Raw genomic sequence first — 26,250 nt, 5'->3', positions numbered from 1 at the left:
AGCGTCCATCGCCCCCCGCCCCGCGAACCGTGACGATCGCGTGTCGCCCCTCTCCTTGGGACGGGATGGACGGACTATAGTCCTTGTAGGAATATTGTCAAGGGAAGCTGTCGATAGTCTGTAGCCCGGATGGAGCGAAGCGTAATCCGGGGAGCGTTGTCGATGCCATCCCGGATTTCGCTTCGCTTCATCCGGGCTACTGACGGAGTCAGTGCTCGCGTCGCCCTCACCCCAGCCCTCTCGCGCAAGCGGGAGAGGGAGCGCGCTGCGATGCTGGAGATTAGCGCGCTGCTAGGCCGCAGGCCGGGCGCTCATCGTCAACAGATCGTAGCGCGCCACCGGCTCGTTGTTCTGGTTCACCACCTCGACGTCCCAGCGCACCTCGCCATATTCGGGCCGCCGCGCCGACGACTTGTGCTTCACCGTCAGCTTCACCTTGATGGTGTCGTCCGGCGACACCGGCTTGAGGAAGCGCAGATTGTCGAGCCCGTAATTGGCGAGCAGCGGGCCCGGCGCCGGATCGACGAACAGGCCGGCGGCGAAGGCCAGGATCAGATAGCCGTGGGCGACGCGGCCGGGGAAGAACGGATTGGCCTTGGCGGCGGCCTCGTCCATATGCGCGTAGAAGGTGTCGCCGGTGAAGTGGGCGAAGTGCTCGATGTCGTCCAGCGTGATCGGCCGGCTCGCGGTCTCGATGCTCTGGCCGATCTGGAGCTCGTTGTAGTTCAGCTTGAACGGGTGCACGGCTGCGGCCGCCGATGGCGCCCCGCGCGTCCAGGTGCCGGTGAGCTTTGCGAGCCGGCGCGGCGAGGCCTGGATCGCGGTGCGCTGCATGTAGTGATACACGCTGCGCAGGCCGCCGAGCTCCTCGCCGCCGCCGGCGCGGCCGGGCCCGCCATGCAGCAGCGCCGGCAGCGGCGTGCCGTGGCCGGTGGACTCCGCCGCATCGTCGCGATCGACGATCAGCAGACGGCCGTGGAACGGCGCGAGGCCGAGGATCACCTGTTCGGCGACGGCATCGTCATAAGTAAACAACGACGCCACCAGGCTGCCCTCGCCGCGGCGGACCAGTTCGATCGCTTGATCGACGTCGTCATACGCCAGCACGGTGGCAACCGGGCCAAACGCCTCGGTGGCATGGACTTGTTTTACCTGCATCGGCTCGCGCGCGCGCAGCAGCACGGGCGAGATGTACGCACCGGCCTGCGTGTCGATGCCTTCGCCGTCGCAGGCGCTCGGATCGCCGAACACGATTTCGGCCTCGCTCTGCAGCGTCGCGATCGCGGCGCGCACCGCGTCGCGCTGGCCGCGGCTGACCAGCGGGCCCATTGCCTTGTCGTCGCTGCGCGGATCGCCGAGCTTGACCTCGGCGAGCTTCGCCTTGAGCGCGTCGATCACCGCAGCTTCCTGCGCGCGCGGCACCAGCACGCGGCGGATCGCGGTGCATTTCTGCCCGGCCTTCGCGGTCATCTCGCGCACCACTTCGCGGACGAATAGGTCGAACTCCAGATCGGCCGGCGTGATATCAGGCCCGAGGATCGCGGCATTGAGCGAGTCGCGCTCGGCGATGAAGCGGATCGAATGCCGCGCGACGTTCGGATGCGCGCGCAGCTTCTCGGAGGTCTCCAGCGAACCGGTGAAGGCGATCAGATCCTGACCGCCGAGATGATCGAGCAGATCGCCGATCCCGCCGCAGACCAGTTGCAGTGCGCCTTGCGGCAGCAGCTTCGACTCGTCGATCAGCTTCACCAGCGCCTCGGCCACATAGGCGGTCGCGGTCGCCGGCTTGGCGATCACCGGCACGCCGGCCAGCAGCGCGGGCGCGAGCTTCTCCAGCAGGCCCCAGCACGGGAAGTTGAAGGCGTTGATATGCACGGCGACGCCATGCAGCGGCGACAGGATGTGCTGGCCGACGAAGCTGCCGCGCTTGCTGAGCGCTTCGACCTCGCCTTCGGTGATGAAGGCTGCATCCGGCAAGTCGCGGCGACCGCGCGACGCGAAGGCCGCGAGCGTGACCAGACCGCCGTCGATATCGATGGCGTTGTCGCGGCGGTTGGCACCGGTGTCGGCGGCGAGCGCGTGGAGCTGCTCCTTGCGCTCCGTGAGATACGCGCCGAGTGCCTTCAGCATGTCGGCGCGCTGATGAAAATTCATCGCGCGGAGATTCTTGCCGCCGACCTCGCGGGCGTGCCGCACCATCGCGGCGAAATCCAGCCCGGCGCTGGACGCACGGGCAACAACGCGGCCGTCGATGGCGTTGGGAATGTCGACCAGCCCCTGCTCAGGCGTCATCCATTGGTCGCGCGCATGGCTTTGCAGCGTGTGGCTCATGGTCGTCCTCCCCGTTGATGCGGCCTTGTTGGTGCGCGGTTTGACGCCCGCGCCGGCCGTTGACACGATGATGCGTTGGCATAATAATTGACTGACCGATCGTTCAATTCAAGAGGCTTTCGAAGCCCGGGACGACGAGGGAGAGAAACGTGACCGACGCCCCGACCGACTCCGCGGGTTTGTCGCCCGACGCTCTGGCGCGCGCCTGCGCGGACGCGATGTGGGCGAACGATCACGCCAGCAAGGCGCTCGGCATGGAGATCGTCGAGATCGGCGCCGGCTGCGCGACGCTGGCGATGACGATCACCACCGAGATGGTCAACGGCCACGGCATCGCCCATGGCGGCTTCATCTTCACCCTCGCCGACAGTGCCTTCGCCTACGCCTGCAATTCGCGCAACGACAACACCGTCGCGGCGCAAGGCCAGATCACCTTCATCCGGCCGAGCAAGCTCGGCGCGCGGCTGGTCGCCAACGCGCGCGAGATCAATCGCGCCGGCCGCTCCGGCATCTTCGACGTGACCGTCACCGCAGCCGGCATCGTGATCGCCGAATTTCGCGGCCACTCGCGGTCGATCGGCGGAACGCTGGTGCCGCCGACAGAGCCCCACCCACGCTGAGGGAAACCGCCATGGTCGCAACCGTTCACCAGATCAAACCGGCCGGCTACGCTGCCGAACTCGACGATTCCGAGCGCGCCTCGCGCGACGAGATCGTGGCGCTGCAGACCGGGCGGCTCGCCTGGTCGCTGAAGCACGCCTACGACAACGTCGCGCACTATAGAGCCGCGTTCGACCGCGCCGGCGTGCATCCGTCGGATTTCCGCGAGCTCGGCGACCTGTCGAAATTTCCGTTCACGACCAAGACCGATCTGCGCGACAACTACCCGTTTGGCATGTTCGCGGTGCCGCGCGAGCAGCTGGTGCGGGTCCATGCCTCGTCGGGAACCACCGGCAAGCCGATCGTGGTCGGCTATACGGCGAACGACATCGAAACGTGGTCGACCGTGATGGCGCGCTCGCTGCGCGCGGCCGGAGCGCGGCGCGGCATGATCCTGCACAATGCCTACGGCTACGGCCTGTTCACCGGCGGGCTCGGCGCGCATTACGGCGGCGAGAAGCTCGGCTGCACCGTGGTGCCGATCTCCGGCGGCATGACCGAGCGGCAGGTGCAGCTGATCAACGACTTCAAGCCGGACGTCATCACCGTGACGCCGAGCTACATGCTGGCGATCCTCGACGAGTTCAAGCGCCAGGGCCTCGACCCGCGCGCCTCCTCGCTGCGTTATGGCGTATTCGGCGCCGAGCCGTGGACCAACGCGATGCGCGCCGAGATCGAGCAGGCGTTCGCCATGGACGCGACCGACATCTACGGCCTCTCCGAAGTGATCGGCCCCGGCGTCGCGCAGGAATGCGTCGAGACCAAAGATGGCCTGCACATCTGGGAGGATCACTTCTATCCGGAAGTGATCGATCCCACGACCGGCGCGGTGCTGCCCGACGGCGAGACAGGCGAGCTGGTGTTCACCTCGCTGACCAAGGAAGCCTTCCCGGTCGTCCGCTATCGCACCCGCGATCTCACCCGGCTGTTGCCGGGCACGGCGCGCCCCGGCATGCGCCGCATGGAAAAGATCACCGGCCGCTCCGACGACATGATCATCCTGCGCGGCGTCAACGTGTTCCCCACCCAGATCGAGGAAGTCCTGCTCGCCACCGACTGGTGCGGCGGCCACTTCATCATCGAACTCACCCGCGACGGCCGGATGGACGAGATGACGGTGCTGGCCGAGGCCCGCGCCGAAAGCTGGGACGGCGCGGGACTGGTGCCACATGCCGAGCGCGTCGCGGCGTACATCAAAAACACGATCGGGATTTCGACGAGTGTGAAGGTCGTGCCGCCGGATACGCTGGAGCGATCGCTCGGCAAGGCCAAGCGCGTGTACGACAAGCGGCCGAAGGGGTAAGCGGACGGTCGCGCTCGACTGCGGCTAATCGAAATTCACGCTCTCTCGTCGGTCATTCCGGGACGCTCGCGCAGCGAGCGAACCCGGAATCCAAAACCCCCGTGCTTGATGAGCCGGCAAAGCGTGCGTCGATCTCACTCATGTAGTTCACCGTGAAGCCAGGGCGCAGGGATTCCGGGTTCGCCGCTGCGCGGCGCCCCGGAATGACGAACGAGGGGCCGGTCACCCGAGTGAGAGATTTCGGGTTCGCTCACGTCGTGAGCGCCCCGGAATGACCAACGAGCAGCGAGTGTCTGCTGGAATTCAGGCGCGTCGTGCCACCGCGGGCCGCGCGGTCTTCTTGCGGCTGGCGGTGCCGTCGTTGACTGCTTCGGCGTTCACCGCAGCGATCGCCTGCTCGGCACCGGCGATCATCAGCGTCGTCGCCATCTGCGCATAGGCTTCGCGCGACAGGCCCTTGCCCTCGCGGAACCACAGATAGTGCCAGTTCAGCATGCCGAACAGCGACATCGTCAGCGGCTTCAGCAGTCGCGGCTTGGCCGCGACCGCTGGGATCGCCGCGGCGATGGCGTCCGACATCAGCACCACCAGCCGGCGCTCCAGCGCCTTGAGCTCGTCCTGCTGCTCGGCCGGCAGTAGTTTCAGGCTGGAGATCTGCACCTGATGCTCGGCGTCGGCGCCGCGATAGGCTTCGAGTAGCGCCGCCGCGATCGCGAACAGCCGCTCGCCCGGTTCGGCCTGCCGCGCCGCGTCTTCGACCACGCCGACCAGATGCTGCAGATGATCGGCGAGCAGATCGAACAGCACCGCATCCTTGGAGCGGTAGTAGTGATACATCAGCGCCTTTGAGACGCCGCAAGCATCCGCGATCATGGTGATCGAGGTTCCGGTGTAACCATGCTCGGCGAACAGTTTCGCGGAACGCGCCAGGATGGCGAGGCGTTTCTGATCGTAGTCGGTCGCTCGCGTGCGAGCCATGCGGTGCAATTCCCTGGTGCTGATTCCAGCCGGCGCGGCGCGCCGGACGCACCGCGGATGATCCGGTTCCGACACTTGCATTGACCGTCCAATTGGTCAATTATATTTCCAACAAGGTCGGGCTGCAGGCGCCGGCCGGCGAGGAAACACCGAGGTCAGCCATGTACACACAGGCGCTCAACACCACCGAAGCCGAGGATCGCAACCTCGAGGATGCCGGCCGCGCCGCGCGGTTCCAGCAGCGCATCGACGCCGAGGAGCGGATCGAACCGAACGACTGGATGCCGGCCGCGTATCGCAAGACGCTGACGCGGCAGATCTCGCAGCACGCCCATTCCGAGATCGTCGGCATGCTGCCGGAAGGCAACTGGATCACCCGCGCGCCGACGCTGCGCCGCAAGGCCGCCCTGCTCGCCAAGGTGCAGGACGAATGCGGCCACGGCCTGTATCTGTACGCCGCCGCCGAGACGCTCGGTAGCTCGCGCGAGGAGCTGGTCGATCAGATGCTGAGCGGCAAGGCCAAGTACTCGTCGATCTTCAACTACCCGACGCTGACCTGGGCGGATATCGGCGCGATCGGCTGGCTGGTCGACGGCGCCGCGATCATGAACCAGATCCCGCTGTGCCGCTGCTCCTACGGCCCCTATGCGCGCGCGATGATCCGCGTCTGCAAGGAGGAGTCGTTCCACCAGCGGCAGGGCTACGAGATCATGCTGACGCTGGCCAAGGGCTCGCCCGAGCAGAAGGCGATGGCGCAGGACGCGCTGAACCGCTGGTGGTGGCCGTGCCTGATGATGTTCGGCCCGCCCGATCAGGCCAGCCAGCACAGCGACACCTCGACCAAGTGGAAGATCAAGCGCTTCTCCAACGACGAACTGCGCCAGAAATTCGTCGATGCCACCGTACCGCAGGCGCACTATCTCGGCCTGACGCTGCCCGATCCCGATCTGAAGAAGAACGACGAGACCGGCCACTGGGAGTACGGCACGATCGACTGGGACGAGTTCAAGCAGGTGCTGGCCGGCAACGGCCCCTGCAACCGCGATCGTCTGGCGGCGCGGCGCAAGGCGCATGAGGACGGCGCCTGGGTCCGCGAAGCGGCGGTCGCTTACGCCGACAAGCGCAAGAAGAAACTCGCGGCGTAAACGACCGCGCTAACCTCTCCCCGCGTGCGGGGAGAGGTCGGATTGCGCAGCAATCCGGGTGAGGGGGCGTCTCTCAGAAGCCGAGCCGCTGAGACTCGCAGGGACGCCCCCCCCCCCCCCCCCCCCCCCCCCCGGGGGGGGGGGGGGGGGGCGGGGGGCGGCGCCCCCCCCCCCCCCCCCCGCGGGGGGGGGGGGCACAGCCTCTCGATCCTGACGTGCTACGCCGCTGACTCATCTCCCGTGGCTTCACCCCACCCCGGACGGCTGCCCCGTCCGACCCTCCCCCTCCAGGGGAGGGTGACGATGCCGCGCCCTCATCGTTCTCCTATCGTGAGTTCATCCCGTGGCTAAGAAGACGACCAAATCGCCCTCGCCCGCCCTCACCCACATCGGCAGCAGCGGCGAAGCGCGGATGGTCGATGTGTCGGACAAGCCCGCGACCGAGCGCGTCGCGGTGGCCGAGGGCCGCGTGGTGATGAAGCCGGCGACGCTGGCGCTGATCCTCAGCGGCGACGCCAAGAAAGGCGACGTGCTCGGCACGGCGCGGATCGCCGGCATCATGGCGGCCAAGCGCACCTCGGAGCTGATCCCGCTGTGCCACCCGCTGGCGCTGTCGAAGGTCACCGTCGACATCACGCCCGACAAAAAGCTGCCCGGCTGCATCGTCCGCGCCACCGCCAAGGTCAGCGGCCCGACCGGCGTCGAGATGGAAGCGCTGACCGCCGTATCGGTCGCATGCCTGACGATCTACGACATGATCAAGGCCGTCGAACGCGGCGTGCGCATCGAAGGCATCCAGCTGATCGCCAAGAGCGGCGGAAAGTCGGGGGACTACGTCGCAGACGCGCGCACCAAATAGGCGTAGTCTAGGCGCCGATCCGAACCGAGATCGCGCCGATGCCGACAGCCCCGCTCTCGTCCCTCACCGGCCTCAGCGACGCCGAAGCCGGCGCGCGGCTGAAAGCCGAAGGGTTCAACGAATTACCGCGTTCTGACCGGCGCACCCTGTTCGCCATCGTGCTGGAAGTTCTGCGCGAGCCGATGCTGGCGCTGCTGCTCGGCGGCGGCGTGATCTATCTGGCGCTCGGCGATTTCAAGGAAGCCGTCATCCTGCTGGTGTTCGCCAGCCTGTCGGTGATCATCACCGTGGTTCAGGAGAGCCGCACCGAACGCGTGCTGGAGGCGCTGCGGGATCTCACCAGTCCGCGTGCACTGGTGATCCGGAACAACGAGCGCAAGCGCATCGCCGGGCGCGAGGTGGTGCGCGGCGATCTCCTGGTGCTGTCGGAGGGCGACCGCGTCGCGGCCGACGCGGTGCTACTGCAGGCCGACGACATCGAGGCCGACGAGTCACTGCTGACCGGCGAGTCGCTGCCGGTCCGCAAGATTGCGCGCGACGAGGCCGGCGACGCGATCCCGCGCCGGCCCGGCGGCGACGATCAGCCTGTCGTGTATTCGGGCTCCCTGATGGTCCGCGGCAGCGGCATCGCCCAAGTGATCGCCACCGGGCCGCGCAGCGAGATCGGCAAGATCGGTCAGGCACTCGGCACGATGCAGACCGAGCCGCCGCGACTGCAGACGCAGACGCGCAAGTTGGTGCGGGTGTTCGGGTTCATCGGAGGCGCGTTCAGCGTTCTGGTCGTGGTGCTCTACGGCACCTTGCGCGGCGGCTGGCTCGACGCTGTGCTGGCCGGCATCACGGTCGGGATGTCGATGCTTCCGGAAGAGTTCCCGGTAGTGCTCACCGTGTTCATGGCGATGGGCGCCTGGCGGATCTCGCAAGCCCGCGTGCTAACGCGCCGCGCTGCCGCGATCGAAGCGCTCGGCTCCGCGACCGTGCTCTGCACCGACAAGACCGGCACCCTCACAGAGAATCGGATGTCGGTCGCCGAACTGCGGCTGCTGTCCGGCGAGGCCTTCCACCCGCGCACCGACGGCGATCTGCCGCCGGCATTTCGATCTCTGCTCGACACCGGCCTGCTCGCCGCCGCGCCTGATCCGTTCGACCCGATGGACCGCGCGCTGCATCGCCTCGCCAGCGAGCATCTGCCCGATGGCGCGGGCACGCGCAGCATGGTGCACTCCTATGGGCTGCGCCGCGATCTGCTGGCGATCACCCAGGTCTGGCAAGATCCCGACGACCCTGGCGATTTCATCGTCGCCGCCAAGGGCGCGCCGGAGGCGATTGCGCGCATGTGCGGCCTCGCAACAGCCGACCTCCAGCAACTCTCGAGCACCGTCGACGCGATGGCGGCCGATGGCCTGCGCGTGCTCGGCGTTGCCCGCGCGGATCATCCGAATGACGACTGGCCGGACACTCAGCTCGGCTTCCGGTTCGACTTCCTCGGCCTGGTCGGCCTCGCCGATCCGCTGCGCGAACAAGTACCGGCCGCGGTCGCCGATTGCCGCAGCGCCGGCATCCGCGTGGTGATGATCACCGGCGACTATCCGGCCACGGCGCGAGCGATTGCGCGCGAAGCTGGCATTGCCGCGGACACCAGCCTCAGCGGCGACGAGATCGCACAGCTCGACGACGCCGCGCTGGCGCAGCGCCTGAAGCGCACCACCGTGTTTGCCCGGATCATGCCGGAGCAAAAGCTGCGCATCGTCGAAACGCTGAAGGCCGATGGCGAAGTCGTCGCCATGACCGGCGACGGGGTCAACGACGCACCGTCGCTGAAGGCCGCACACATCGGCATCGCGATGGGCGGCCGCGGCACCGATGTGGCGCGCGAAGCGTCCTCGATCGTGCTGCTCGACGACGACTTTGCATCGATCGTCAAGGCGATCCGGCTCGGCCGCCGGATCTACGACAATCTGGTCAAGGCGATGGGCTTCATCTTCGCCGTGCACGTCCCGATCGCCGGCCTCGCGCTGCTGCCGCTGCTGTTCGGCCTGCCGATCCTGCTCGGCCCAATCCACATCGCGTTTCTGGAAATGATCATCGATCCGGTTTGCTCGATCGTGTTCGAAGCCGAGACCGCCGAGGACGACGTGATGCGCCGCCCGCCCCGCGAGCCCGACCGGCCGCTGTTCAGCGGCGCGCTGATCGGCTGGGGTTTGGTTCAGGGCCTGCTGGTGTTCGCACTGGTCGCCGGCGTGTTTGTCATCGGCCAGTTCCGTGCGATGCCGGAGACCGAACTTCGCGCGCTGACGTTCTTTGCACTGGTGCTGAGTTTCGTCTGCCTGATCTTCGTCAACCGCTCGTTCTCGACGTCCATCCTGGCGGCGCTGCGCCGGCCCAACCCGATGCTCGCGGTGGTGCTGGTCATCGTCGGCGGCGTGCTCGGCCTCAGCCTGTCCTGGCCGTGGCTACGCGAGCTGTTCCGGTTCGGGCCGCTGCACGGCGACGATCTGGCACTGACCGCGCTCGCAGCGCTGGTGGTGCTGATCGTGCTCGAAGCTATCAAGCCGCTGTGGCGCAGCCGGCTCGGCGGCGCACCGTCGCGGCGACCGGCGCAAGCCTGATCGCCGCGACATTTGTGTGCTACGCGGAGAGCCGTTCGATCGCCTGGCGGTCGATCACGAAGCGGCTGATATTGGCGCAGTCGTCGCAGCAATAGATGTGGCGCTCGAACTCAAAGCTACGCCCGACCGGCCGCGGCTCGACGCGCGCGAGCCGCATCGTCGCGCCGCAAACGGGACACCGCGCGGGATCGAACGTGATTTGAGTGTTGCGCCAGACCATAGTGTCTCCTCCCCACTGGCTCGCTGTGCTCGATCGACAGGCTGTCGTCGCGGTGGCCCACGCCGCTCAGCCTGATCGCCGCGCCGCCCTTCGGCGGCGGCTCGCCGTCGTCGAGCCGGCGCAGCGCCGCCAGAATCGCGGCGAGCGGAACGGTCCGGCCCGAACCGGGCACGGCACGCAGCCACGGCTGCTGCTCGATCGCGTTGGCGTCGGACGCCCATGAGGAGAGAATGGCCCGCTTGTCCGCCGTGCTCAGCGTGTCGTCACGCAGCACCTGATCGGGGTGATCGTACCCCGTTGCGGGCTGATCCAGTGCGGGATGGTCGAGGATGCCTGGACTGGTTCGGAGCTCCAGGCCCGTTTTCGTCGTGGTGTGCATAGCAATCCTCCCGAGCTACTCCTTTCGAACGGGACAGATCGGAAATTAGAAAAACCGCCGACGCTTTCAAGTCCCGCCGGAAAATTTTTCGACCCGCCTCATCGGACTACCAACCTGCCCCTTGACGCCAACTGATGCCATCCCAGATCGAATGCGCGCCCGCACGGCGCGGGTGCGCTTCTGGTTTCGAACATCGATTGATCAAGACTGGAATGAGGAGGCATCCATGAACATGCGAGAGATGATTCCCTGGGGCCGCAGCAGTCAATCTGTCTCGCCCTTCAACGGCGACCCGTTCGTGTCGCTGCAGCGCGAAATGAACCGGCTGTTCGACGACGTCTTCCGCGGCTTCGACACGCCGGCTTTGGCGACCCGCTTCCCGGCGTTCGGAACGTCGTGGCCCAAGCTGGAGATCGCCGACAGCGACAAGGCGCTGACGATCCTGGCCGAAGTCCCCGGCTTGGCCGAGAAGGACATCGAAGTCCTGCTCGATGACGGAGCGCTGACCATCCGCGGCGAAAAGACCTCCGACACCGAGGACAAGGACAAGCAATTCAGCGAGCATTTCTACGGCAGGTTCGAACGCAGAATACCGCTGAACTCCGCGGTGGCGGCCGACAAGGTCAGCGCCTCGTTCAAGAACGGCCTGCTGACGGTGACACTGCCGAAGGCCGAGCCGGCGGCGGCTGCGGCCAAGCGGATCGCGATCCAGCCCGGCAAATAACCGCCGGGCAAAAGCGAAGCCGTCTCCGCAAGTGCGGAGTCGTCCTCCTGAGGCGCGCGCGTAGCGCGCCTCGAAGGATGCGGCCAAGCTACTTGCGGCTCATCCTTCGAGGTCCGCAGCGCCGCGCGCAGCGGGCCTATCGGGCGGCGTTTTGATCAGAAGCAGAACCGCACAAATCGGTTGTACGGCGTTCGTCGCTGCTGGCGGGGATCCTGATAAGCCAGACTGGCTGCTGATCAAACAGGCTCGAAGCTGGTCGAGCGCGAGAGCACATCCCAGGCGTCGAGTTCGGTCTTCATCGTCTCGAGCTTCTGTTTGACCAGCCCCAGCGCGTCATCGCCCAGGAACAACCGGGTTGGCGGATTCTCAGCTTCCACCAGCGCGAGCAGGGCTTGCGCGGCCTTTGCCGGGTCGCCGGGCTGGTTGCCGCTCTTGGCCTGCCTGGCTGCGCGGATCGGATCCATCACTGCGTCATAGTCCGCAATGCTGCGCGGCGTGCGGTCCATCGAGCGGCCGGCCCAATCGGTGCGGAACTGGCCCGGCGCGAGCGCCGTCACCCGTATCCCGAGGCCCGCCACTTCCTTGCCAAGCGCTTCCGAAATGCCTTCTAGAGCGAACTTGCTACCGCAGTAGAAAGTAATTCCCGGCATGGTGATGAAGCCTCCCATGGAGGTGACGTTGACGATGTGGCCGCAGCGCCGTTCGCGCATCCCGGGCAGCACCGCCTTGATCATCGCGACCGGACCGAAGACGTTGGCGGCGAACTGACGCTGGAGTGCATCCATGGAGGATTCCTCGAGCACGCCCTCATGACCGTATCCGGCATTGTTCACCAGCACGTCGACGACGCCGACTTGACGCTCGGCATCCGCCACAGCCGCCGGGACCGCGTCAAAGTCTGTCACGTCCAGCACCAGCGGGTGAGCGCGGCCTGGAGCACGCGCGGCAAAGGCTTCGGCGTCATCGGCCCGCCGCACCGTGCCGATTACCCGATGTCCGGCGTCCAGCGCGCCTTCGGCAAACGCGCGGCCCAAACCCGAGCTGACGCCTGTGATGAGAAAAGTCTTGGAGGCAATGTGTGCCATGGATAACTCCGCGTTGAAACGTTACTATATCATGATATAGATATCGGCATGACACAAGACAAGATCAAACCCTCCCCCGCTGGCCTCCGGGGCGAGCCGGTTCGTCAGCGCGTCATCGACGCTGCCGAGCGGCTGCTTCGCGACGGCAAGGCCGATTTCTCGATGCGCGACCTCGCCGCCGAGGCCGGCGTCAGCTTTGCGACGCCGTTCAACCAGTTCGGAAGCAAGGCGGCGATCATACAGACGCTCTCCGCGCGTCGGATCGAGACGATGGAAAGCCGCTTTGTAGCCGCGCCGCCACTGACGGACACCACCGAGCGCGTCATGCTGGCGATCGATACGGCAGCTGCCGTGATGCTGGAGGAGCCGGGGGTCAACCGCGCGGTCATGGGCTGGCTTGGCACCGCCAGTTCTTCGCCCGGACAGGTCTGGGCGCGTTCGACCGCACTCTGGACACTTGCGCTGGGCGCCGGCGACGGACTGATCGCGGCGCGGCGGGATCAGGCGCTACGCAGCTTGCCGGGACAACTCGCCTTCGCGTTTCGCGGGGTGCTTTCGTTCTGGACAGCGGGCGAGCTGCCCGACGAGGCGCTTGCACCGACTGCGCGAGAGCTCGCCAGCACCTTGCTGCTTGGCTTCACGGAAGCGCATGGTGCCAGGTGACCTGGGCTCGAAGCGGCCGGCCCCCAAACACCCACTCTCGTCAGTCGGAAACCTCGGCAAGGCGACATGACACTGCTCCACGCGGTGAACGCAATTCGCGCGGCACGACTGCCGCCGGCGGGTGAGACTCTCGTCTCAATATGGGCAGCTGCCGGGTTAGGAATGGAAGTTTCAGCGCAGCCTGCCGCAATACTCTGTTCATCATTTTCATTGGCACCCGCGGGGCAATCTCGAATTGTTCCTGGTGCCGATCGTCCGAGACAATAGAATTTAACAACTTTCGAGGTGCAATGCGCGGAGTAGCAAGCTCGTAGTGCGAGAGTTGGGGATGGTCCAGGAGCGACGATTTGCGCGAGTGCGTTCGGGCGGGCCGATCTCGAGCGCCGCAAGCCTGATCATCGGCCCCAAGCTGCCGGTGGTGCCGTGTCACGTGGTCGATTACTCGGCCGGCGGTGCCTGCATCGAACTAACCTCCGATGTCACCCTTCCCCAGCGCTTCGAACTCCTGCACGGCGGCACCAAAAAGAAATGCCGCACCGTCTGGCGCAAGGCCCGCCGCGTCGGCGTCGCGTTCTGAATGCCAGCGCGGCGGACTACACGCTGAAGAACGGCACCTATCACCTTCGCACCCTCAGCGCTGCAGATCCGGTGGCAGCGGCGGGTTTTCTCGGAGCAGGCTGATTGTGACCCGGCGGTTGGCCGCCAGCATCGGCGTTTCCGGAAACAGCGGTTCGCCGTCGCCCTTGCCGGCCACCGACATCACCCGGTTCGACGCCAGACCCTCCCGCTTGAGGATCTGCCGCACCGCATTGGCGCGGCTCGTCGACAGATCGAACGCGTCGTAATTCTCGTTGCCGGAAATCGGCACCGAGGCGGTGTGGCCGATGATCGAAATTCGCAGCGCCGTGGCGCGCAATGGCGCCGCCAGCCGCGCGATCAGCAGCCGCGCAGCCTCGTAGGGCGTGGCCGAACCGTCGGGAAACATCGGCCTGCCATCCTGATCGGTCAGCTCGAGATTGAGCCCTGACGGCGTTTCCTCGAACACGATGTTCTTCGACAGCTCGGTGAGTTCCGGTAAATCCATCAGCGCCTGACGCAGCGACGCCGACGCCAAAGCGAACTCACGCTCAGCCTTTGTCTGCGCCGAGGCAGCCGCAGCAGCCGCACCATCGAGCGAACTTGGCGTGGCGGAGGACTGATCGGGCGCCACGTTCATCTTACTTCGGACCTTGCCCTGCATCGGCACGCCATCGGTCTCGACGACTCCCGAATAGCGCGACTCCTGCTGCACGCCGAACGCATCACGCATCGAGCCGGCGACGATCTGCATCTTGTGCAGATCCTGCGTTGAGAACGACACCAGCACCAGGAAGAAGCTGACCAGGAGGCCCATCAGATCGGCGAAGGTCACGAACCAGCCGTGACCGCTCGCCTGATCCTCCTCGATCTTCTTCTTGCCACCCGCGCGACCGCCTCCGCTCAGCATCGCAGACGACCCGGCGACCGACAGATGGCCAACAAAGAATGACTTCCGACGCGCATAGCGATCGCCGCTGATGGATCCGGCAGCGCGTGCGTCGAGCCTGGACGCCCGATGCTGCGCAGCTGTGCTGTTTTAGGCGGCGACGCATGAAAAAACGGTTGTCGTGGAACCTCAATGTTTCTGCACGATAGTAGACTTCCGTCGACATCTCGCCAATGTCCCACGCTCCTGCTAGGCCTTCGGTATGACACCTCCCCTTTCCCCCGGCGCGGCCGATGCGCTGCTCTTCGATCTCGGCCGCGTCGTCATCGATTTTGACCTCGCGCGCACGCTGAAGGCCTGGGCGGTCGAACTCGGCAGCGATCCCTCCGCCACGCTGATGCGCCTGGCGAGCAACGACACGTTCCACCGCTACGAGACCGGCCACGTCACCGACGCCGAATTCTTCGCGGCGGTCCGCGAGGTACTCGGGCTTGAACTGTCCGACGAGGCGCTTCGCGAAGGCTGGAACGCGATCTTCATCGGCGAGATGGCGGGCATCGGCCCGCTGCTCGCGCGCGCCGCCAGGAGCCTGCCGCTGTACGCGCTATCCAACACCAACGACGCGCACATCGCCCACTTCTCCGAGCACTACGCGCATCTTTTGGTGCATTTCCGCGAGATGTTTCTGTCGTCGCGGATCGGGATGCGCAAACCCAATGCCGAGGCCTACGACTTCGTCGTCAAGGCGATCGGCGTGCGCCCGGAGCGCATTGTGTTCTTCGACGATCTGGCCGAAAACACCGAAGCTGCGCGCGAGCACGGTCTTAAGGCGGTGCACGTCCGCTCCAGCGCCGACGTCGCGCAGGCGCTCGATCAACTCGGGCTGTGACGGCCCATTCGAACGACTGCTGAAGACCGCCATGACCGACGCCGCGACCGCCCTCGACTGGGACCATCCGAACCCATTCACGCTGACGATGGTGCCCGGCCCGGCCGACATCGACGGGCTCAATCACACCAACAACTCGGTCTATGTGCGCTGGTGCGACAGCGTCGGCTGGGCACATTCCGAAGCGCTCGGCCTCGCGCTCGCCGACTGGCAGCGGATCGACCGCGCGATGGCGATCCGCCGCGGCGAATACGACTACCTGCTGCCGAGCCATCTCGGCGACGAACTGCTGCTCGGCACCTGGATTTACGGCAGCGACGGCAAACTGTTGATGGAGCGCCGCTTCCAGCTGATCCGCCTGCGCGACCGCGCCACCGTGATGCGCGGCCGCTGGGAGCTCGTCTGCATCGAACTCTCCAGCGGCCGCCCCCGCCGCCTGCCCCCGGAATTCTCCGCCGTGTATCTGCCGGTGATGGTGCAGGGGAAGGATGACGGCAAGTAAGCGGTCGCCGATCGAATGCCCAGCGCGTAGCGCCCCTCCCGCATGAACGCGTACGGTTGATTGCGCGGCCTATGGAGGTCGTCATGGCCGGGCTTGTCACGGCCATTCACGACTTTCTGGCGAATTCTGCTGCAAGGCGTGGATGCCCGGGACAAGGCTGGTCATGACGAGGCAAAACGCATCGTCGATGGCCCGTGCTTCGAGACGGCGCTACGCGCCTCCCGCCATGAGGTCGGCCCCGCGACGGACTATGGCGCCGGCAGCGAGCGGCAGTCCATCGAATACACCAGCTCGCCCTTGGCGGTGCGGCCGATCGGCTGGCAAGGGACGTTGGCACGTGACGCGGTCGGTGCAGTGGTGGCGGACGGCGTCGCAGGCGCGGCCACCGGCGTGCTAATGGCTGGTCCTGGCGCCTGCACCGGTGCCGCTCGGGGAGCAGTGGCCGCCGTCTCAGGCGCGGTCGCCGCCGGCGGCGCGTAGTCGGGATTGGCCGACGGCATCCAGCCCTGGCTCCAGTCGTGCCGGACCGCATAGGTGGTGCCGAACGCGATCAGGCCGATCACCCCGACGATCCGCAGCAGCCATTTGGCAAAATCGTCACCCATCTGCGTTCCTCTCGCCGGCCGGATTCGTCGACCATGTGGTCCTACCGCCGCCGATCCCCATCCGACAATTAGGATTTCGTTGGACCCTGCGGCGCCGCGACGGAGCTTGCGCGAGCGGCCCGGCGCACATAAAGCCGATGTATGAGCTGTATGCATCGCCGCGCGCCACACCTCACCCTTGCCCGCCCTGGAGCCGTCCGATGGCACTGATGCCGGTTGCCGATGCGCTCGCCGCGGTGCTCGACGGCGCCAGCGGGTTATCCGAGGAGATGGCGGCGCTCGACGTCGCGCATGGCCGCGTGCTGGCGCGCGATCTCGCCGCATTGCGGACCCAGCCGCCGCAGCCGATGTCGGCGATGGACGGCTACGCCGTGCGCGCGGCCGATGTCGCCACCGCGCCGGCGCGGCTCACCGTGATCGGCGAAATCGCCGCCGGCAAGCCTGCGACGCTCGGCGTCGGCCCGGGTCAGGCGCTTCGGATCTTCACCGGCGGCGTGATTCCCGACGGGGCCGACACCGTGGTGATCCAGGAAGACACGCAGCGCGACGGCGATCAGGTGACGATCACCGAAGCGGCGCGGCCCGGGCGCCACATCCGTGCGGCCGGCGTGGACTTCACCGAAGGCGAGTTCCTGCTGTCCGCCGGCCATCGGCTCAGCGACCGCGATCTCGCCCTCGCCGCCGGCATGAACCACCCAACATTGCCGGTGTACCGCAGGCCGCGCGTGGCGATGCTCGCCACCGGCGACGAACTGGTGATGCCGGGCAGCACGCTGCAGCCCGGCCAGATCGTGTACTCCAACGGCTACGCGCTGCGCGCGCTGGCCCGCAGCGAAGGCGCCGAGGTGATTGATCTCGGCATCGCCGCCGACACCGTCGAGGCCACCACCGCAGCGATCCGCAAGGCCCGCGATCTCGGCGTGGATCTGCTGGTCACCACCGGCGGCGCGTCCGCTGGCGACCACGACCTGGTCAAGCAGTCGCTCGAAGCGGAAGGCACGCAGATCGCGTTCTGGAAGATCGCGATGCGCCCCGGCAAACCGATGATGCATGGCCGCCTCGGCCCCATGCGCGTGATCGGCCTGCCGGGCAATCCGGTTTCGTCCTATGTCTGCGCCTTCCTGTTCATGGTGCCGCTGCTACGCGCGCTGTCGGGCAGGACCGACGTCATGCATCGCCGCGAGCCGGCGGTGCTCGGCGCAGCGCTGGCTGCCAATGATCGGCGCGAGGATTATTTGCGGGCGCATCTGCAAGCCGGCGACGATGGCCGTCTGGTCGCGATGCCGGTCGATCGCCAGGATTCGTCGCTGCTGGCGCGGCTGTCGGCGGCGCAGGCACTGATCATCCGGCCGCCGCATGCGACAAATGCCGTAGCCGGCGAGACCTGCGACATCCTTAAGTTGCCGCTATAGCGATCGGCGTATTTGCATCCGGCCAATTAAGTGGTTGCGGAACACATGCCGAACAGATAGTGTTCGTTCATGATTTGTTTCGATTCATGTGGTCATCGTTGCAGGCGGTCCGCGCTGCGATGAGTGGAGCCGCAGGCGATCGGCGCCGAATTGGGGAATGGTCGAGATGCTGACGCGCAAGCAATTTGAGCTCTTGAAGTTCATCAACGAGCGGCTGAAGGAGGCTGGCGTCCCGCCTTCCTTCGACGAGATGAAAGACGCGCTGGATCTGCGCTCCAAATCGGGGATCCACCGACTCATTACTGCGCTGGAGGAGCGCGGCTTCATCCGCCGCCTGCCCAACCGCGCCCGCGCCATCGAAGTGATCAAGCTGCCCGATCTCGGCGGGAATAGCGGCGGCGGTCGCCGCGGCTTCACGCCGAGCGTGATCGAAGGCAACCTCGGCAGGGTTCGGCCGCCCAGCCCACAGCCGGCCGAGCACGAGACCGACCGCAACGTCGCCGTCCCGGTGATGGGCCGAATTGCCGCCGGTACGCCGATCGAAGCACTGCAGACCCGCAGCCACACCATCAGCGTGCCGCCCGAGATGCTCGGTGCCGGCGAACACTACGCGCTGGAAGTGCGCGGCGATTCGATGGTCGAAGCCGGCATCCTCGACGGCGACATGGCGCTGATCCAACGCAACGAGAGCGCCGATACCGGCGACATCGTCGTCGCGCTGATCGACGAGGAGGAAGCCACGCTCAAGCGCTTCCGTCGCCGCGGCGCCTCGATCGCGCTCGAGCCCGCCAACGCCGCCTACGAAGTCCGCATCCTGCCGCCCAACCGCGTTCGTATTCAGGGCAAGTTGATCGGGCTGTATCGCAAGTACTAAGGCTCAATCTTCGGCCGCCTGATCGGCCGGCGCAGGCGTCGCATCGACCGGTGCGGGACGTGGCCGCGATCCGCCGGGCGATGGTGAGGTCGGTTGCAAGTTGGCCGCTGCCGCGGCGGTAACCGGCGCAGGCGACCATGGCCGATCCCGACTCTGCGGTCGCACCGCCTCGATGGCGAAGCCGCTGTCGCGGTTTCGTGCCCTGCCCCCAGTTTGCCACAACGCCAGCGCGCCGTTGCTCTTGAGCTGATCGCCACTGACCAAGCGCGCCGCGCAGTCCGGCGGCGGCTGCGCCAGCGTCACCACCACCCTCGCCCTCGCACAATCGTCTGCCAGCCCATCGAAACGGAACGACAGCGCGACCAACCCGCCATCGGCGAGCGCCGCCACGCAACCATCCGCATCGCACGACACGCCATCCCGCAGCGACGCCGCATCCGGCATACGCGAATCCGCATCGGCCGCGAGCCATTCCTTGATCCGGAAGACATCGCTCCCGCTCTGCATCACCCGCAGCCGCCCGTCAGCGCCGCGCAGCGCGACCTGCCGGCCATCGCCGGCGATCAGGATCTCCGGCTGCGGCGTCAACAGCGCCCAGCCGCTCGCGGCAACAATGAGGAGCGCGCCGCCATAGCGTAGCGGCGTGTGCAGCAACCCGAATAGCACGATGCCGAGTGAGGCCAGCAGCAGCGGCCCGGCGCCGAATGCAGCCAACCGGCCGACCGCGCCCGGTAGTGTCGCGACCCACAGCGCCACGACGATCATCCAGTCGATGCCGACCTCCATGATCCGCCAGAATACGCCGTCGAACCCGAACGGCATCGCCGCGAGCCCGAGCAGGCCCGCGGGCATCACCACCGCCGACACCATCGGCATTGCAAGCAGATTGGCGATCACGCCATATGGCGTGATGCGGTGGAAGTGATAAGCGGCGTAAGGCATCGTCGCGAAACCGGCGACCAGCGACGCCAGCGCCAGCGTCACGATTTCCCGTCCGCCCCACAGCGCCGCGCGCGCCGTTGCTGAACTATCGGCGCGCGTAAACAGCGCCGGCATGCCGATCTGCACCAGCGCGACCAGCCCGAGCGTCGCCGCGAAAGACATCTGAAAGCTCGGATGCACCAGCGATTCCGGCGCAATCAGCAGCACGATCATTGCGGCAATCGCCAGCGTGCGGAATGTGATCGCGCGGCGATCGACCATCACGGCGATCAGCACCACCGCAGTCATCAGGAAGCTGCGCTGAGTCGCGACCTCGGCGCCGGATAGCAGGAGATAGAACCCCGCGGCGCCCAGCGCCGCCGCGGCCGCGACCTTCTTGATCGGAAACGTCACCGTCAGCGCGGGCATCAGCGCCAGCAGCGCGCGCACCACGAAGAACACCACGCCGGCCACCACCGCCATGTGATAGCCGGAGATCGACAGCACGTGGCCGAGCCCGGAGATGAACATCGCATCGTTGACCGGCGCTGTGATCGCGTCGCGACGTCCCGTTAGCAAAGCGGTCGCGATGGCGCGCTGATCACCCTCGAGCGAGGTCCGGATACGCGCATCGATCGAGTCGCGCAGCCCCTGCATGATCGCCGCGTAACGCAGCCGCCAACCGCCGTCGCTCGGAGGATCGATCGCGGTGATACTACCAAGTACAAATCCGGACGCCGCGATGTCCTGAAAATACAGATCCCGGCCGAAATCGTACGAGCCCGGACGTAGCGGCGACAGCGGCGGCGACAGCCGCGCCTTCATCGCCACGAAGCTGCCGACCGCCGGCGCCGCACCCTTACGGACCGAGATGCGGACACGGCGCAGCGTCGGCGCTCGTCCGGCGGCATCCATCTCGGTGATACGCAGCACGAAGCGATCGGTGCGCTCGCGCTCCTCGTGAGTTTCGACAAAGCCCTTGAGCGCCACGGATTGGACCGGCTTGTCCAGAACCGGATGCGCGATCCGCTGTACCTTGAGCGCCACGGTCGCGAAGCCCGCCGCGAAAGCCGCGATCAGCAGCACAGCTGGAAATGCGCGGGTTCTACGCAGCAGAATCGCGACAATCCCGAGCGTGGCAGCCGCGACACCGGCGACCCAGGCGATCGGCTCGTGCTCGGCAGCGAAGTACAGCGCGATCCCGGTGCCGAACGCGACCGGCACGTAAGGCAGCAGTCGTCCCGGCCCGGCCTCAGCCTGCACCCAATCCCGCAGCCGGCCGACAATCGCAGCCCAGAACGACGCCCCCCACGGCTCCAGCGCGGATACGCGCGCGGGCCGCGTCGGCCACGTCCTGGCTTTGGCTCGCCCCCGCTCCACCGCACGCATACTCCATCAGGCGAGCATGCAGACTGGAGCAGACTGCGAGCGCCGGCAATCATCGCCGGCGCGAACTATCACTTTTACCGCCGACCTCCTTGGCGAAGGTATCGCGCAACCCGATGGTGCGGGTGAACACCGGCTTGGCGGCGGTCGAGTCGTTGTCGCGGACGAAGTAGCCCTGTCGCTCGAACTGCATCGGCTCGGTCGAGTTGCTCGCCGCCATCTCGGGTTCGAGCCGCGCGTCGGTCAGCACTTCGAGCGATTGCGGATTGAGATCGGCCGCAAAGGTCGCAGCGCTCGGCGCGGGATTCGCGAACAGCTGATTGTAGATCCGGATCTCGGCCGGCACCGAGGTCGCAGCCGACAGCCAATGGATCGTGCCCTTGACCTTGCGACCGTCCGGCGCGTTTCCGCCGCGGGTCTCCGGATCATAGGTGCAGCGCAGTTCCACGATCTCGCCCTGCTCGTTCTTCACCACCTCGTGGCACTTGATGAAGTATGCATAGCGTAGCCGCACCTCGTTGCCAGGAAACAGCCGGAAGAACTTCTTCGGCGGCGTCTCCATGAAGTCGTCCTGCTCGATATAGATCTCGCGGCCGAATGTGATCTTGCGGGTGCCCGCAGAGGGATCGTCCGGGTGATTGATCGCCTCGAGTTCCTCGGTCTGCCCCTCGGGATAATTCTCGATCACCACCTTCAGCGGCCGTAGCACCGCCATCCGGCGCTCCGCAGTCCGGTTCAGCTCCTCGCGGATGCAGAATTCCAGCATGCCGACGTCGACCACGCTGTTGGCCTTGGCGACGCCGATGCGCTTGACGAAATCGCGGATCGCAGCCGGCGGCACGCCGCGCCGCTTCATCCCTGCCATGGTCGGCATCCGCGGATCGTCCCAGCCCGCGACATGGCCGCCGCGCACCAGTTCGGTGAGCACCCGCTTGGACAGCAGCGTATAGGTGATGTTGAGGCGCGCGAATTCGTACTGCTTCGGCTGCGACGGCACCGGCAGCTTCGACAGCAGCCATTCGTACAGCGGCCGATGATCCTCGAACTCCAGCGTACAGATCGAATGCGTGACGCCCTCGATCGCGTCCGACTGGCCGTGCGCGTAGTCGTAGCTCGGATAGATCGACCAGGCCTCGCCGGTCCGCGGATGATGCGCGTGCAGGATGCGGTACAGTACCGGGTCGCGCAGATTGATGTTGCCCGACGCCATGTCGATCTTGGCGCGCAGCACGCGGGCGCCATTCGGAAACTCGCCAGCCTTCATCCGCCGGAACAGATCGAGGTTCTCCTCGACAGAGCGGTCGCGGAACGGGCTGTTTTTACCTGGCTCGGTCAGGGTGCCGCGGCTTTCGCGGATCTCGTCCTGCGACTGGTCGTCCACATAGGCGTCGCCGTTCTGGATCATCAGCTCGGCCCAGGCGTAGAGCTGGTCGAAATAGTCCGACGCGTAGAAGACGTTGTCGCCCCAGTCGAAGCCGAGCCAGCGGACATCGGCCTGGATGGAATCGATATATTCCTGCTCTTCCTTGGTCGGGTTGGTGTCGTCGAAGCGCAGGTTGCAGCGGCCGCCGAACTCCTGGGCGATCCCGAAATTCAGCGCAATCGACTTCGCATGCCCGATATGCAGGTAGCCGTTCGGCTCCGGTGGGAACCGGGTCACCACCGTCCGGTGCTTGCCGGCCTCCAGATCGGCCTGGACGATGTCGCGGATGAAGTCGCGCCCTGGCTCGGTCGTTGCGTCTGCCGTGGTCATCAATCGATCTTTCTTCCTATCGGAACCCGAGGCGGTATCTGCCAAATCCGGGGGCCCGCGCCAACCCCCGTACGGGTCGCGGACCACTTTAGTTATGCGCCGATCCTGCTATACACCCTGCGCGCCGCTCCGGCGCGTTCCAATCCCAGTATCGAATGACCCGTCCTGTCGTCACCCGCTTTGCGCCCTCGCCCACCGGCTTCCTCCACATCGGCGGTGGCCGCACCGCACTTTTCAACTGGCTGTACGCGCGCAAGCACGGCGGCAAGATGCTGCTGCGAATCGAAGACACCGATCGCCAGCGCTCGACTCAACCGGCGATTGACGCCATTCTCGACGGCCTGAAATGGCTGGGCATCGAGTGGGACGGCGACACCGTCTACCAGTTCGCTCGCGCCGCCCGGCACCGTGAGGTCGCCGAGCAGTTGCTTGCCGAGGGCAAGGCGTATCGCTGCTACGCGACCGCCGACGAGCTCGCCGCGATGCGCGACAAGGCCCGTGCCGAGGGCCGGTCCAAATTATACGACGGCACCTGGCGTGACCGGGATCCGGCCGAAGCCCCGGAGGGCGTCAAGCCGACCATCCGGCTGAAAGCCCCGCTCAGCGGCGAGACGGTGATCGACGATCAGGTGCAGGGCCGCGTCGCCTGGCAGAACGAGAATCTCGACGATCTGGTGCTGCTGCGCGGCGACGGTACGCCAACCTACATGCTGGCGGTCGTGGTCGACGACCACGACATGGACGTCACTCACGTCATCCGCGGCGACGACCACCTGATCAATGCGGCGCGGCAGAAGCAGATCTACGACGCGATGGGCTGGGAGCTGCCGGTGATGGCGCATATCCCACTGATCCACGGCCCGGACGGCTCGAAGCTCTCGAAGCGCCACGGCGCGCTGGGCGTCGACGCCTACCGCGCGATGGGCTACCTGCCAGCGGCGCTGCGCAACTATCTGGTCCGGCTCGGCTGGAGCCACGGCGATCAGGAAATATTTACCACGCAGGAGATGATCGACGCCTTCGATCTCCCGGCTATCGGCCGCTCGGCCGCGCGGTTCGATTTTGCCAAGCTGGAGAGCCTCAACGGCCACTACATCCGGCAGAGCGACGATCAATCCCTCGTGACCCTGCTGGAAGACCTGCTGCACTACATCCCGCAGGGCCCGGCGATCGCCGCCCGGCTCACCGAAACCACCCGCGCCCAATTGCTGCAGGCGATGCCCGGGCTCAAGGAGCGCGCCAAGACGTTGCTGGAACTGCTCGACAATGCGGGCTTCATTCTCGCCGGCAGGCCGCTTGCAGTCGATCCCAAGGGACAGGCCGTTCTGACTCCAGAAACCCGGGAGCTGATCGGGCGTTTACGAGCCGCGCTCGAGGACGTTTCCCCCTGGACGGCAGCGACCACCGAGGCGGCGATGCGCGCCTTCGCCGACCAGGCCGGGCTCAAGCTCGGCGCCGTGGCGCAGCCGCTGCGGGTAGCGCTGACGGGGCGGACCACCTCGCCCGGGATTTTCGACGTTCTGGCGGTGCTGGGGCGCGACGAATGCCTGTCGCGACTGGCGGATCAAGCTGCTTAGCGGCTGCAGGAGAGGCCCGCAATCGGGCCGTCTTGCGGTGCACACGGCAATAAGCTACGCATTCCGCGTGTGCTTTTAGGCCAACCAGTCTCGCTCGCATCTTCGGTGCGTCGCCGCTGGTTTCGACAACGACATCGGGGACCACACGATGGACGCAACGACCAACAACAAGACAGCAACGCTCACGGTTGGAAACAACACCTACGATCTTCCCATTCTGACCGGGACAGTTGGCCCCGATGTCGTCGACATCGCCAAGCTCTACGGCCAGACCGGCATGTTCACCTACGATCCGGGGTTCACCTCGACGGCCAGCTGCCAGTCGAAGATCACCTACATCGATGGTGACGCAGGCGTTCTGCAATATCGCGGTTACCCGATCGAACAACTCGCCGAGAAAGGCGACTTCCTCGAGACTTGCTATCTGCTGCTGTACGGCGAGCTGCCGACCAAGGCGCAGAAGGAAGATTTCGATTATCGCGTCACGCGCCACAACATGGTGCACGATCAGATGTCGCGGTTCTTCAACGGCTTCCGCCGCGACGCGCATCCGATGGCCGTGATGGTGGCTTCGGTCGGCGCGCTGGCCGCGTTCTACCACGACTCCACCGACATCAACGATCCGACCCAGCGGATGGTCGCTTCGATCCGGATGATCGCCAAGGTGCCGACGCTGGCCGCGATGGCCTACAAGTACTCGGTCGGTCAGCCGTTCATCTATCCGAAGAACTCGCTGGGCTACGCTGCCAACTTCATGCGGATGTGCTTCGCCACGCCGTGCGAGGAGTACGTTGTCAATCCGGTGCTGGCGAACGCGCTCGACAAGATCTTCACGCTGCATGCCGACCACGAGCAGAACGCGTCGACCTCGACGGTCCGCATCGCCGGCTCGTCGGGCGCCAACCCGTTCGCCTGCATTGCGGCCGGCATCGCCTGCCTGTGGGGCCCGGCACATGGCGGCGCCAACGAAGCCGCCCTGCAGATGCTGAAGGAAATCGGCGACGTCGACAACATCCCGGACTTCATCTCGAAGGTGAAGGACAAGAATTCGTCGGTGCGGCTGATGGGCTTCGGCCACCGCGTCTACAAGAACTACGATCCGCGCGCCAAGATCATGCAGCAGGTCTGCCACGAAGTGCTGGCAGAAACCGGTCACCACGGCGATCCGCTGCTCAAGGTCGCGATGGAGCTGGAGAAGATCGCGCTCAGCGATCAGTACTTCATCGATCGCAAGCTGTACCCGAACGTCGACTTCTATTCGGGCATCACGCTGAAGGCGATGGGCTTCCCGACCGACATGTTCACCGTGCTGTTCGCCGTCGCCCGCACCGTCGGCTGGATCAGCCAGTGGAGCGAGATGATCGAGGATCCGCAGCAGAAGATCGGCCGTCCGCGCCAGCTCTTCACCGGCGCCACCACCCGCGACTACGTCGATATGGACAAGCGCGGCTGAGGTTCACGCACCGCACAACCTCAAAGGACCGGCCTCGCGCCGGTCCTTTTCGTTTGTGGAGTTGCCGCAGTATCAGCAACTACGCACACGGCGACTGGAGCAATTCATCGATGAATTGAACGCTATCGCCCTCTCCACAAGCGCTGCGTCCTCGTCCTGAGAGCCTGGCCTGAAACTCCGACTTCAAATTCGAGCACTTTCCCTATCCACGCGTCATGCCCGGCCTTGTGCCGGGCATCCAGAAAAGGCGTGGATGGCCGGGACAACGATGTCCCCGGACTAAACAACAAGCCCGGCCATGACGGAGGCTATGAGCAAACTAAGCGACTGCAAAATGTGGCCGAGAATGCGGCCTTAGCTTTGAGACAGGCTCTGAGGAGCTCGGCGAAGCCGGGCGTCTCGAAGGATGGGGCCACGCGGCACGAGTGGCCCATCCTTAGAGGCGGCGCGACCCGCC

General features: G+C 66.2%; 22 protein-coding genes. 14 read left to right on the top strand and 8 right to left on the bottom strand.

Translation table 11 applies throughout. From position 1 onward, the window contains the following. Window positions 1-291 precede the first annotated feature (291 nt). Window positions 292-2,331: a phenylacetic acid degradation bifunctional protein PaaZ gene (gene paaZ, locus LPW26_RS23390; RefSeq protein WP_238738118.1), complete on the bottom strand. Its 2,040-nt coding sequence runs from the start codon at window positions 2,329-2,331 to the stop codon at window positions 292-294. Window positions 2,332-2,549: 218 nt separating this feature from the next. Between paaZ and paaI the strand changes: the two genes are divergently transcribed. Continuing rightward, on the top strand, window positions 2,550-2,951 hold the full coding sequence (paaI, locus tag LPW26_RS23385) for a hydroxyphenylacetyl-CoA thioesterase PaaI (protein WP_238738120.1): 402 nt from the start codon (window positions 2,550-2,552) through the stop codon (window positions 2,949-2,951). Between the two features lie 11 nt (window positions 2,952-2,962). Next, complete coding sequence (paaK, locus tag LPW26_RS23380) at window positions 2,963-4,294, top strand: phenylacetate--CoA ligase PaaK (protein ID WP_238738117.1); 1,332 nt, start codon at window positions 2,963-2,965, stop codon at window positions 4,292-4,294. 303 nt (window positions 4,295-4,597) lie between these two features. Here paaK and LPW26_RS23375 read toward each other — a convergent pair whose 3' ends face one another. Next, window positions 4,598-5,272, bottom strand: coding sequence for a TetR/AcrR family transcriptional regulator (locus tag LPW26_RS23375; protein WP_238738116.1), 675 nt, complete (start codon window positions 5,270-5,272; stop codon window positions 4,598-4,600). A gap of 161 nt (window positions 5,273-5,433) precedes the next feature. Here LPW26_RS23375 and paaA point away from each other — a divergent pair, with 161 nt between their 5' ends. From paaA to LPW26_RS23360, 3 genes are all read left to right on the top strand, one after another. Continuing rightward, entirely contained in the window at window positions 5,434-6,417 is a 984-nt protein-coding gene (gene paaA, locus LPW26_RS23370; RefSeq protein ID WP_238738115.1) for a 1,2-phenylacetyl-CoA epoxidase subunit PaaA, read from the top strand. Between the two features lie 343 nt (window positions 6,418-6,760). After that, window positions 6,761-7,276 (top strand): cyclic pyranopterin monophosphate synthase MoaC, encoded by a 516-nt coding sequence (gene moaC, locus LPW26_RS23365; protein WP_238738114.1) that lies wholly within the window; start codon window positions 6,761-6,763, stop codon window positions 7,274-7,276. A gap of 38 nt (window positions 7,277-7,314) precedes the next feature. Continuing rightward, window positions 7,315-9,885: a cation-translocating P-type ATPase gene (locus tag LPW26_RS23360; RefSeq protein WP_238738113.1), complete on the top strand. Its 2,571-nt coding sequence runs from the start codon at window positions 7,315-7,317 to the stop codon at window positions 9,883-9,885. 116 nt (window positions 9,886-10,001) lie between these two features. Here LPW26_RS23360 and LPW26_RS23355 read toward each other — a convergent pair whose 3' ends face one another. Continuing rightward, complete coding sequence (locus tag LPW26_RS23355) at window positions 10,002-10,484, bottom strand: hypothetical protein (RefSeq protein ID WP_238738112.1); 483 nt, start codon at window positions 10,482-10,484, stop codon at window positions 10,002-10,004. A 226-nt stretch (window positions 10,485-10,710) separates the two neighbouring features. Between LPW26_RS23355 and LPW26_RS23350 the strand changes: the two genes are divergently transcribed. After that, on the top strand, window positions 10,711-11,208 hold the full coding sequence (locus LPW26_RS23350) for an Hsp20/alpha crystallin family protein (RefSeq protein WP_238738111.1): 498 nt from the start codon (window positions 10,711-10,713) through the stop codon (window positions 11,206-11,208). Between the two features lie 236 nt (window positions 11,209-11,444). On the opposite strand, the gene LPW26_RS23345 is transcribed toward LPW26_RS23350, so the two are convergent. Further along, window positions 11,445-12,293 carry an oxidoreductase gene (locus LPW26_RS23345; protein ID WP_238738110.1) on the bottom strand — a complete coding sequence of 283 codons (849 nt, stop codon included), beginning with the start codon at window positions 12,291-12,293 and terminating at the stop codon, window positions 11,445-11,447. Between the two features lie 48 nt (window positions 12,294-12,341). Here LPW26_RS23345 and LPW26_RS23340 point away from each other — a divergent pair, with 48 nt between their 5' ends. Together LPW26_RS23340 and LPW26_RS23335 are read left to right on the top strand one after the other, a co-directional pair. Next, window positions 12,342-12,956 (top strand): TetR/AcrR family transcriptional regulator, encoded by a 615-nt coding sequence (locus tag LPW26_RS23340; protein ID WP_238738109.1) that lies wholly within the window; start codon window positions 12,342-12,344, stop codon window positions 12,954-12,956. Between the two features lie 328 nt (window positions 12,957-13,284). Further along, window positions 13,285-13,533: a PilZ domain-containing protein gene (locus LPW26_RS23335; protein WP_238738108.1), complete on the top strand. Its 249-nt coding sequence runs from the start codon at window positions 13,285-13,287 to the stop codon at window positions 13,531-13,533. Window positions 13,534-13,587: 54 nt separating this feature from the next. Here the strand turns inward: LPW26_RS23335 and LPW26_RS23330 are convergent, their stop codons facing one another. Beyond that, window positions 13,588-14,442 carry an OmpA/MotB family protein gene (locus LPW26_RS23330; RefSeq protein WP_238738107.1) on the bottom strand — a complete coding sequence of 285 codons (855 nt, stop codon included), beginning with the start codon at window positions 14,440-14,442 and terminating at the stop codon, window positions 13,588-13,590. A gap of 241 nt (window positions 14,443-14,683) precedes the next feature. On the opposite strand from LPW26_RS23330, the gene LPW26_RS23325 reads away from it, so the two are divergent. After that, window positions 14,684-15,310: an HAD family hydrolase gene (locus tag LPW26_RS23325; RefSeq protein ID WP_238738106.1), complete on the top strand. Its 627-nt coding sequence runs from the start codon at window positions 14,684-14,686 to the stop codon at window positions 15,308-15,310. A 31-nt stretch (window positions 15,311-15,341) separates the two neighbouring features. Beyond that, window positions 15,342-15,812, top strand: a complete 471-nt coding sequence (locus tag LPW26_RS23320; RefSeq protein ID WP_238738105.1) for an acyl-CoA thioesterase — start codon at window positions 15,342-15,344, stop codon at window positions 15,810-15,812. Between the two features lie 248 nt (window positions 15,813-16,060). Here the strand turns inward: LPW26_RS23320 and LPW26_RS23315 are convergent, their stop codons facing one another. After that, on the bottom strand, window positions 16,061-16,417 hold the full coding sequence (locus tag LPW26_RS23315; protein WP_238738104.1) for a hypothetical protein: 357 nt from the start codon (window positions 16,415-16,417) through the stop codon (window positions 16,061-16,063). A gap of 200 nt (window positions 16,418-16,617) precedes the next feature. Here LPW26_RS23315 and LPW26_RS23310 point away from each other — a divergent pair, with 200 nt between their 5' ends. Together LPW26_RS23310 and lexA are read left to right on the top strand one after the other, a co-directional pair. Continuing rightward, complete coding sequence (locus LPW26_RS23310; protein WP_238738103.1) at window positions 16,618-17,829, top strand: molybdopterin molybdotransferase MoeA; 1,212 nt, start codon at window positions 16,618-16,620, stop codon at window positions 17,827-17,829. Between the two features lie 166 nt (window positions 17,830-17,995). Then, window positions 17,996-18,703: a transcriptional repressor LexA gene (lexA, locus tag LPW26_RS23305; protein ID WP_238738119.1), complete on the top strand. Its 708-nt coding sequence runs from the start codon at window positions 17,996-17,998 to the stop codon at window positions 18,701-18,703. Between the two features lie 3 nt (window positions 18,704-18,706). Here the strand turns inward: lexA and LPW26_RS23300 are convergent, their stop codons facing one another. Together LPW26_RS23300 and LPW26_RS23295 are read right to left on the bottom strand one after the other, a co-directional pair. Next, window positions 18,707-21,013, bottom strand: a complete 2,307-nt coding sequence (locus tag LPW26_RS23300; protein WP_238738102.1) for a ComEC/Rec2 family competence protein — start codon at window positions 21,011-21,013, stop codon at window positions 18,707-18,709. 49 nt (window positions 21,014-21,062) lie between these two features. Continuing rightward, window positions 21,063-22,763 carry a glutamine--tRNA ligase/YqeY domain fusion protein gene (locus LPW26_RS23295; RefSeq protein WP_238738101.1) on the bottom strand — a complete coding sequence of 567 codons (1,701 nt, stop codon included), beginning with the start codon at window positions 22,761-22,763 and terminating at the stop codon, window positions 21,063-21,065. Between the two features lie 155 nt (window positions 22,764-22,918). On the opposite strand from LPW26_RS23295, the gene gltX reads away from it, so the two are divergent. Together gltX and gltA are read left to right on the top strand one after the other, a co-directional pair. Then, a complete protein-coding gene (gene gltX, locus LPW26_RS23290) occupies window positions 22,919-24,340 on the top strand; it encodes a glutamate--tRNA ligase (protein ID WP_238738100.1) in 1,422 nt (473 codons plus the stop codon). 148 nt (window positions 24,341-24,488) lie between these two features. After that, window positions 24,489-25,793: a citrate synthase gene (gene gltA, locus LPW26_RS23285; RefSeq protein ID WP_238738099.1), complete on the top strand. Its 1,305-nt coding sequence runs from the start codon at window positions 24,489-24,491 to the stop codon at window positions 25,791-25,793. Window positions 25,794-26,250 lie beyond the last annotated feature (457 nt).

The sequence above is a fragment of the Rhodopseudomonas infernalis genome, assembly GCF_022271405.1.
Lineage (GTDB): Bacteria > Pseudomonadota > Alphaproteobacteria > Rhizobiales > Xanthobacteraceae > Rhodopseudomonas > Rhodopseudomonas infernalis.
This window is presented reverse-complemented; position numbering and strand designations above follow the sequence as displayed.

Excerpts from the sequence above, each read along its gene's own strand:
- paaZ (WP_238738118.1), bottom strand. The coding sequence starts at position 2,331 with ATGAGCCACACGCTGCAAAGCCATGCGCGCGACCAATGGATGACGCCT.
- paaI (WP_238738120.1), top strand. The coding sequence starts at position 2,550 with ATGTGGGCGAACGATCACGCCAGCAAGGCGCTCGGCATGGAGATCGTC.
- paaK (WP_238738117.1), top strand. The coding sequence starts at position 2,963 with ATGGTCGCAACCGTTCACCAGATCAAACCGGCCGGCTACGCTGCCGAA.
- LPW26_RS23375 (WP_238738116.1), bottom strand. The coding sequence starts at position 5,272 with ATGGCTCGCACGCGAGCGACCGACTACGATCAGAAACGCCTCGCCATC.
- paaA (WP_238738115.1), top strand. The coding sequence starts at position 5,434 with ATGTACACACAGGCGCTCAACACCACCGAAGCCGAGGATCGCAACCTC.
- LPW26_RS23360 (WP_238738113.1), top strand. The coding sequence starts at position 7,315 with ATGCCGACAGCCCCGCTCTCGTCCCTCACCGGCCTCAGCGACGCCGAA.
- LPW26_RS23355 (WP_238738112.1), bottom strand. The coding sequence starts at position 10,484 with ATGCACACCACGACGAAAACGGGCCTGGAGCTCCGAACCAGTCCAGGC.
- LPW26_RS23350 (WP_238738111.1), top strand. The coding sequence starts at position 10,711 with ATGAACATGCGAGAGATGATTCCCTGGGGCCGCAGCAGTCAATCTGTC.
- LPW26_RS23345 (WP_238738110.1), bottom strand. The coding sequence starts at position 12,293 with ATGGCACACATTGCCTCCAAGACTTTTCTCATCACAGGCGTCAGCTCG.
- LPW26_RS23340 (WP_238738109.1), top strand. The coding sequence starts at position 12,342 with ATGACACAAGACAAGATCAAACCCTCCCCCGCTGGCCTCCGGGGCGAG.
- LPW26_RS23335 (WP_238738108.1), top strand. The coding sequence starts at position 13,285 with ATGGTCCAGGAGCGACGATTTGCGCGAGTGCGTTCGGGCGGGCCGATC.
- LPW26_RS23330 (WP_238738107.1), bottom strand. The coding sequence starts at position 14,442 with ATGCTGAGCGGAGGCGGTCGCGCGGGTGGCAAGAAGAAGATCGAGGAG.
- LPW26_RS23325 (WP_238738106.1), top strand. The coding sequence starts at position 14,684 with ATGACACCTCCCCTTTCCCCCGGCGCGGCCGATGCGCTGCTCTTCGAT.
- LPW26_RS23320 (WP_238738105.1), top strand. The coding sequence starts at position 15,342 with ATGACCGACGCCGCGACCGCCCTCGACTGGGACCATCCGAACCCATTC.
- LPW26_RS23315 (WP_238738104.1), bottom strand. The coding sequence starts at position 16,417 with ATGGGTGACGATTTTGCCAAATGGCTGCTGCGGATCGTCGGGGTGATC.
- LPW26_RS23310 (WP_238738103.1), top strand. The coding sequence starts at position 16,618 with ATGGCACTGATGCCGGTTGCCGATGCGCTCGCCGCGGTGCTCGACGGC.
- lexA (WP_238738119.1), top strand. The coding sequence starts at position 17,996 with ATGCTGACGCGCAAGCAATTTGAGCTCTTGAAGTTCATCAACGAGCGG.
- LPW26_RS23300 (WP_238738102.1), bottom strand. The coding sequence starts at position 21,013 with ATGCGTGCGGTGGAGCGGGGGCGAGCCAAAGCCAGGACGTGGCCGACG.
- LPW26_RS23295 (WP_238738101.1), bottom strand. The coding sequence starts at position 22,763 with ATGACCACGGCAGACGCAACGACCGAGCCAGGGCGCGACTTCATCCGC.
- gltX (WP_238738100.1), top strand. The coding sequence starts at position 22,919 with ATGACCCGTCCTGTCGTCACCCGCTTTGCGCCCTCGCCCACCGGCTTC.
- gltA (WP_238738099.1), top strand. The coding sequence starts at position 24,489 with ATGGACGCAACGACCAACAACAAGACAGCAACGCTCACGGTTGGAAAC.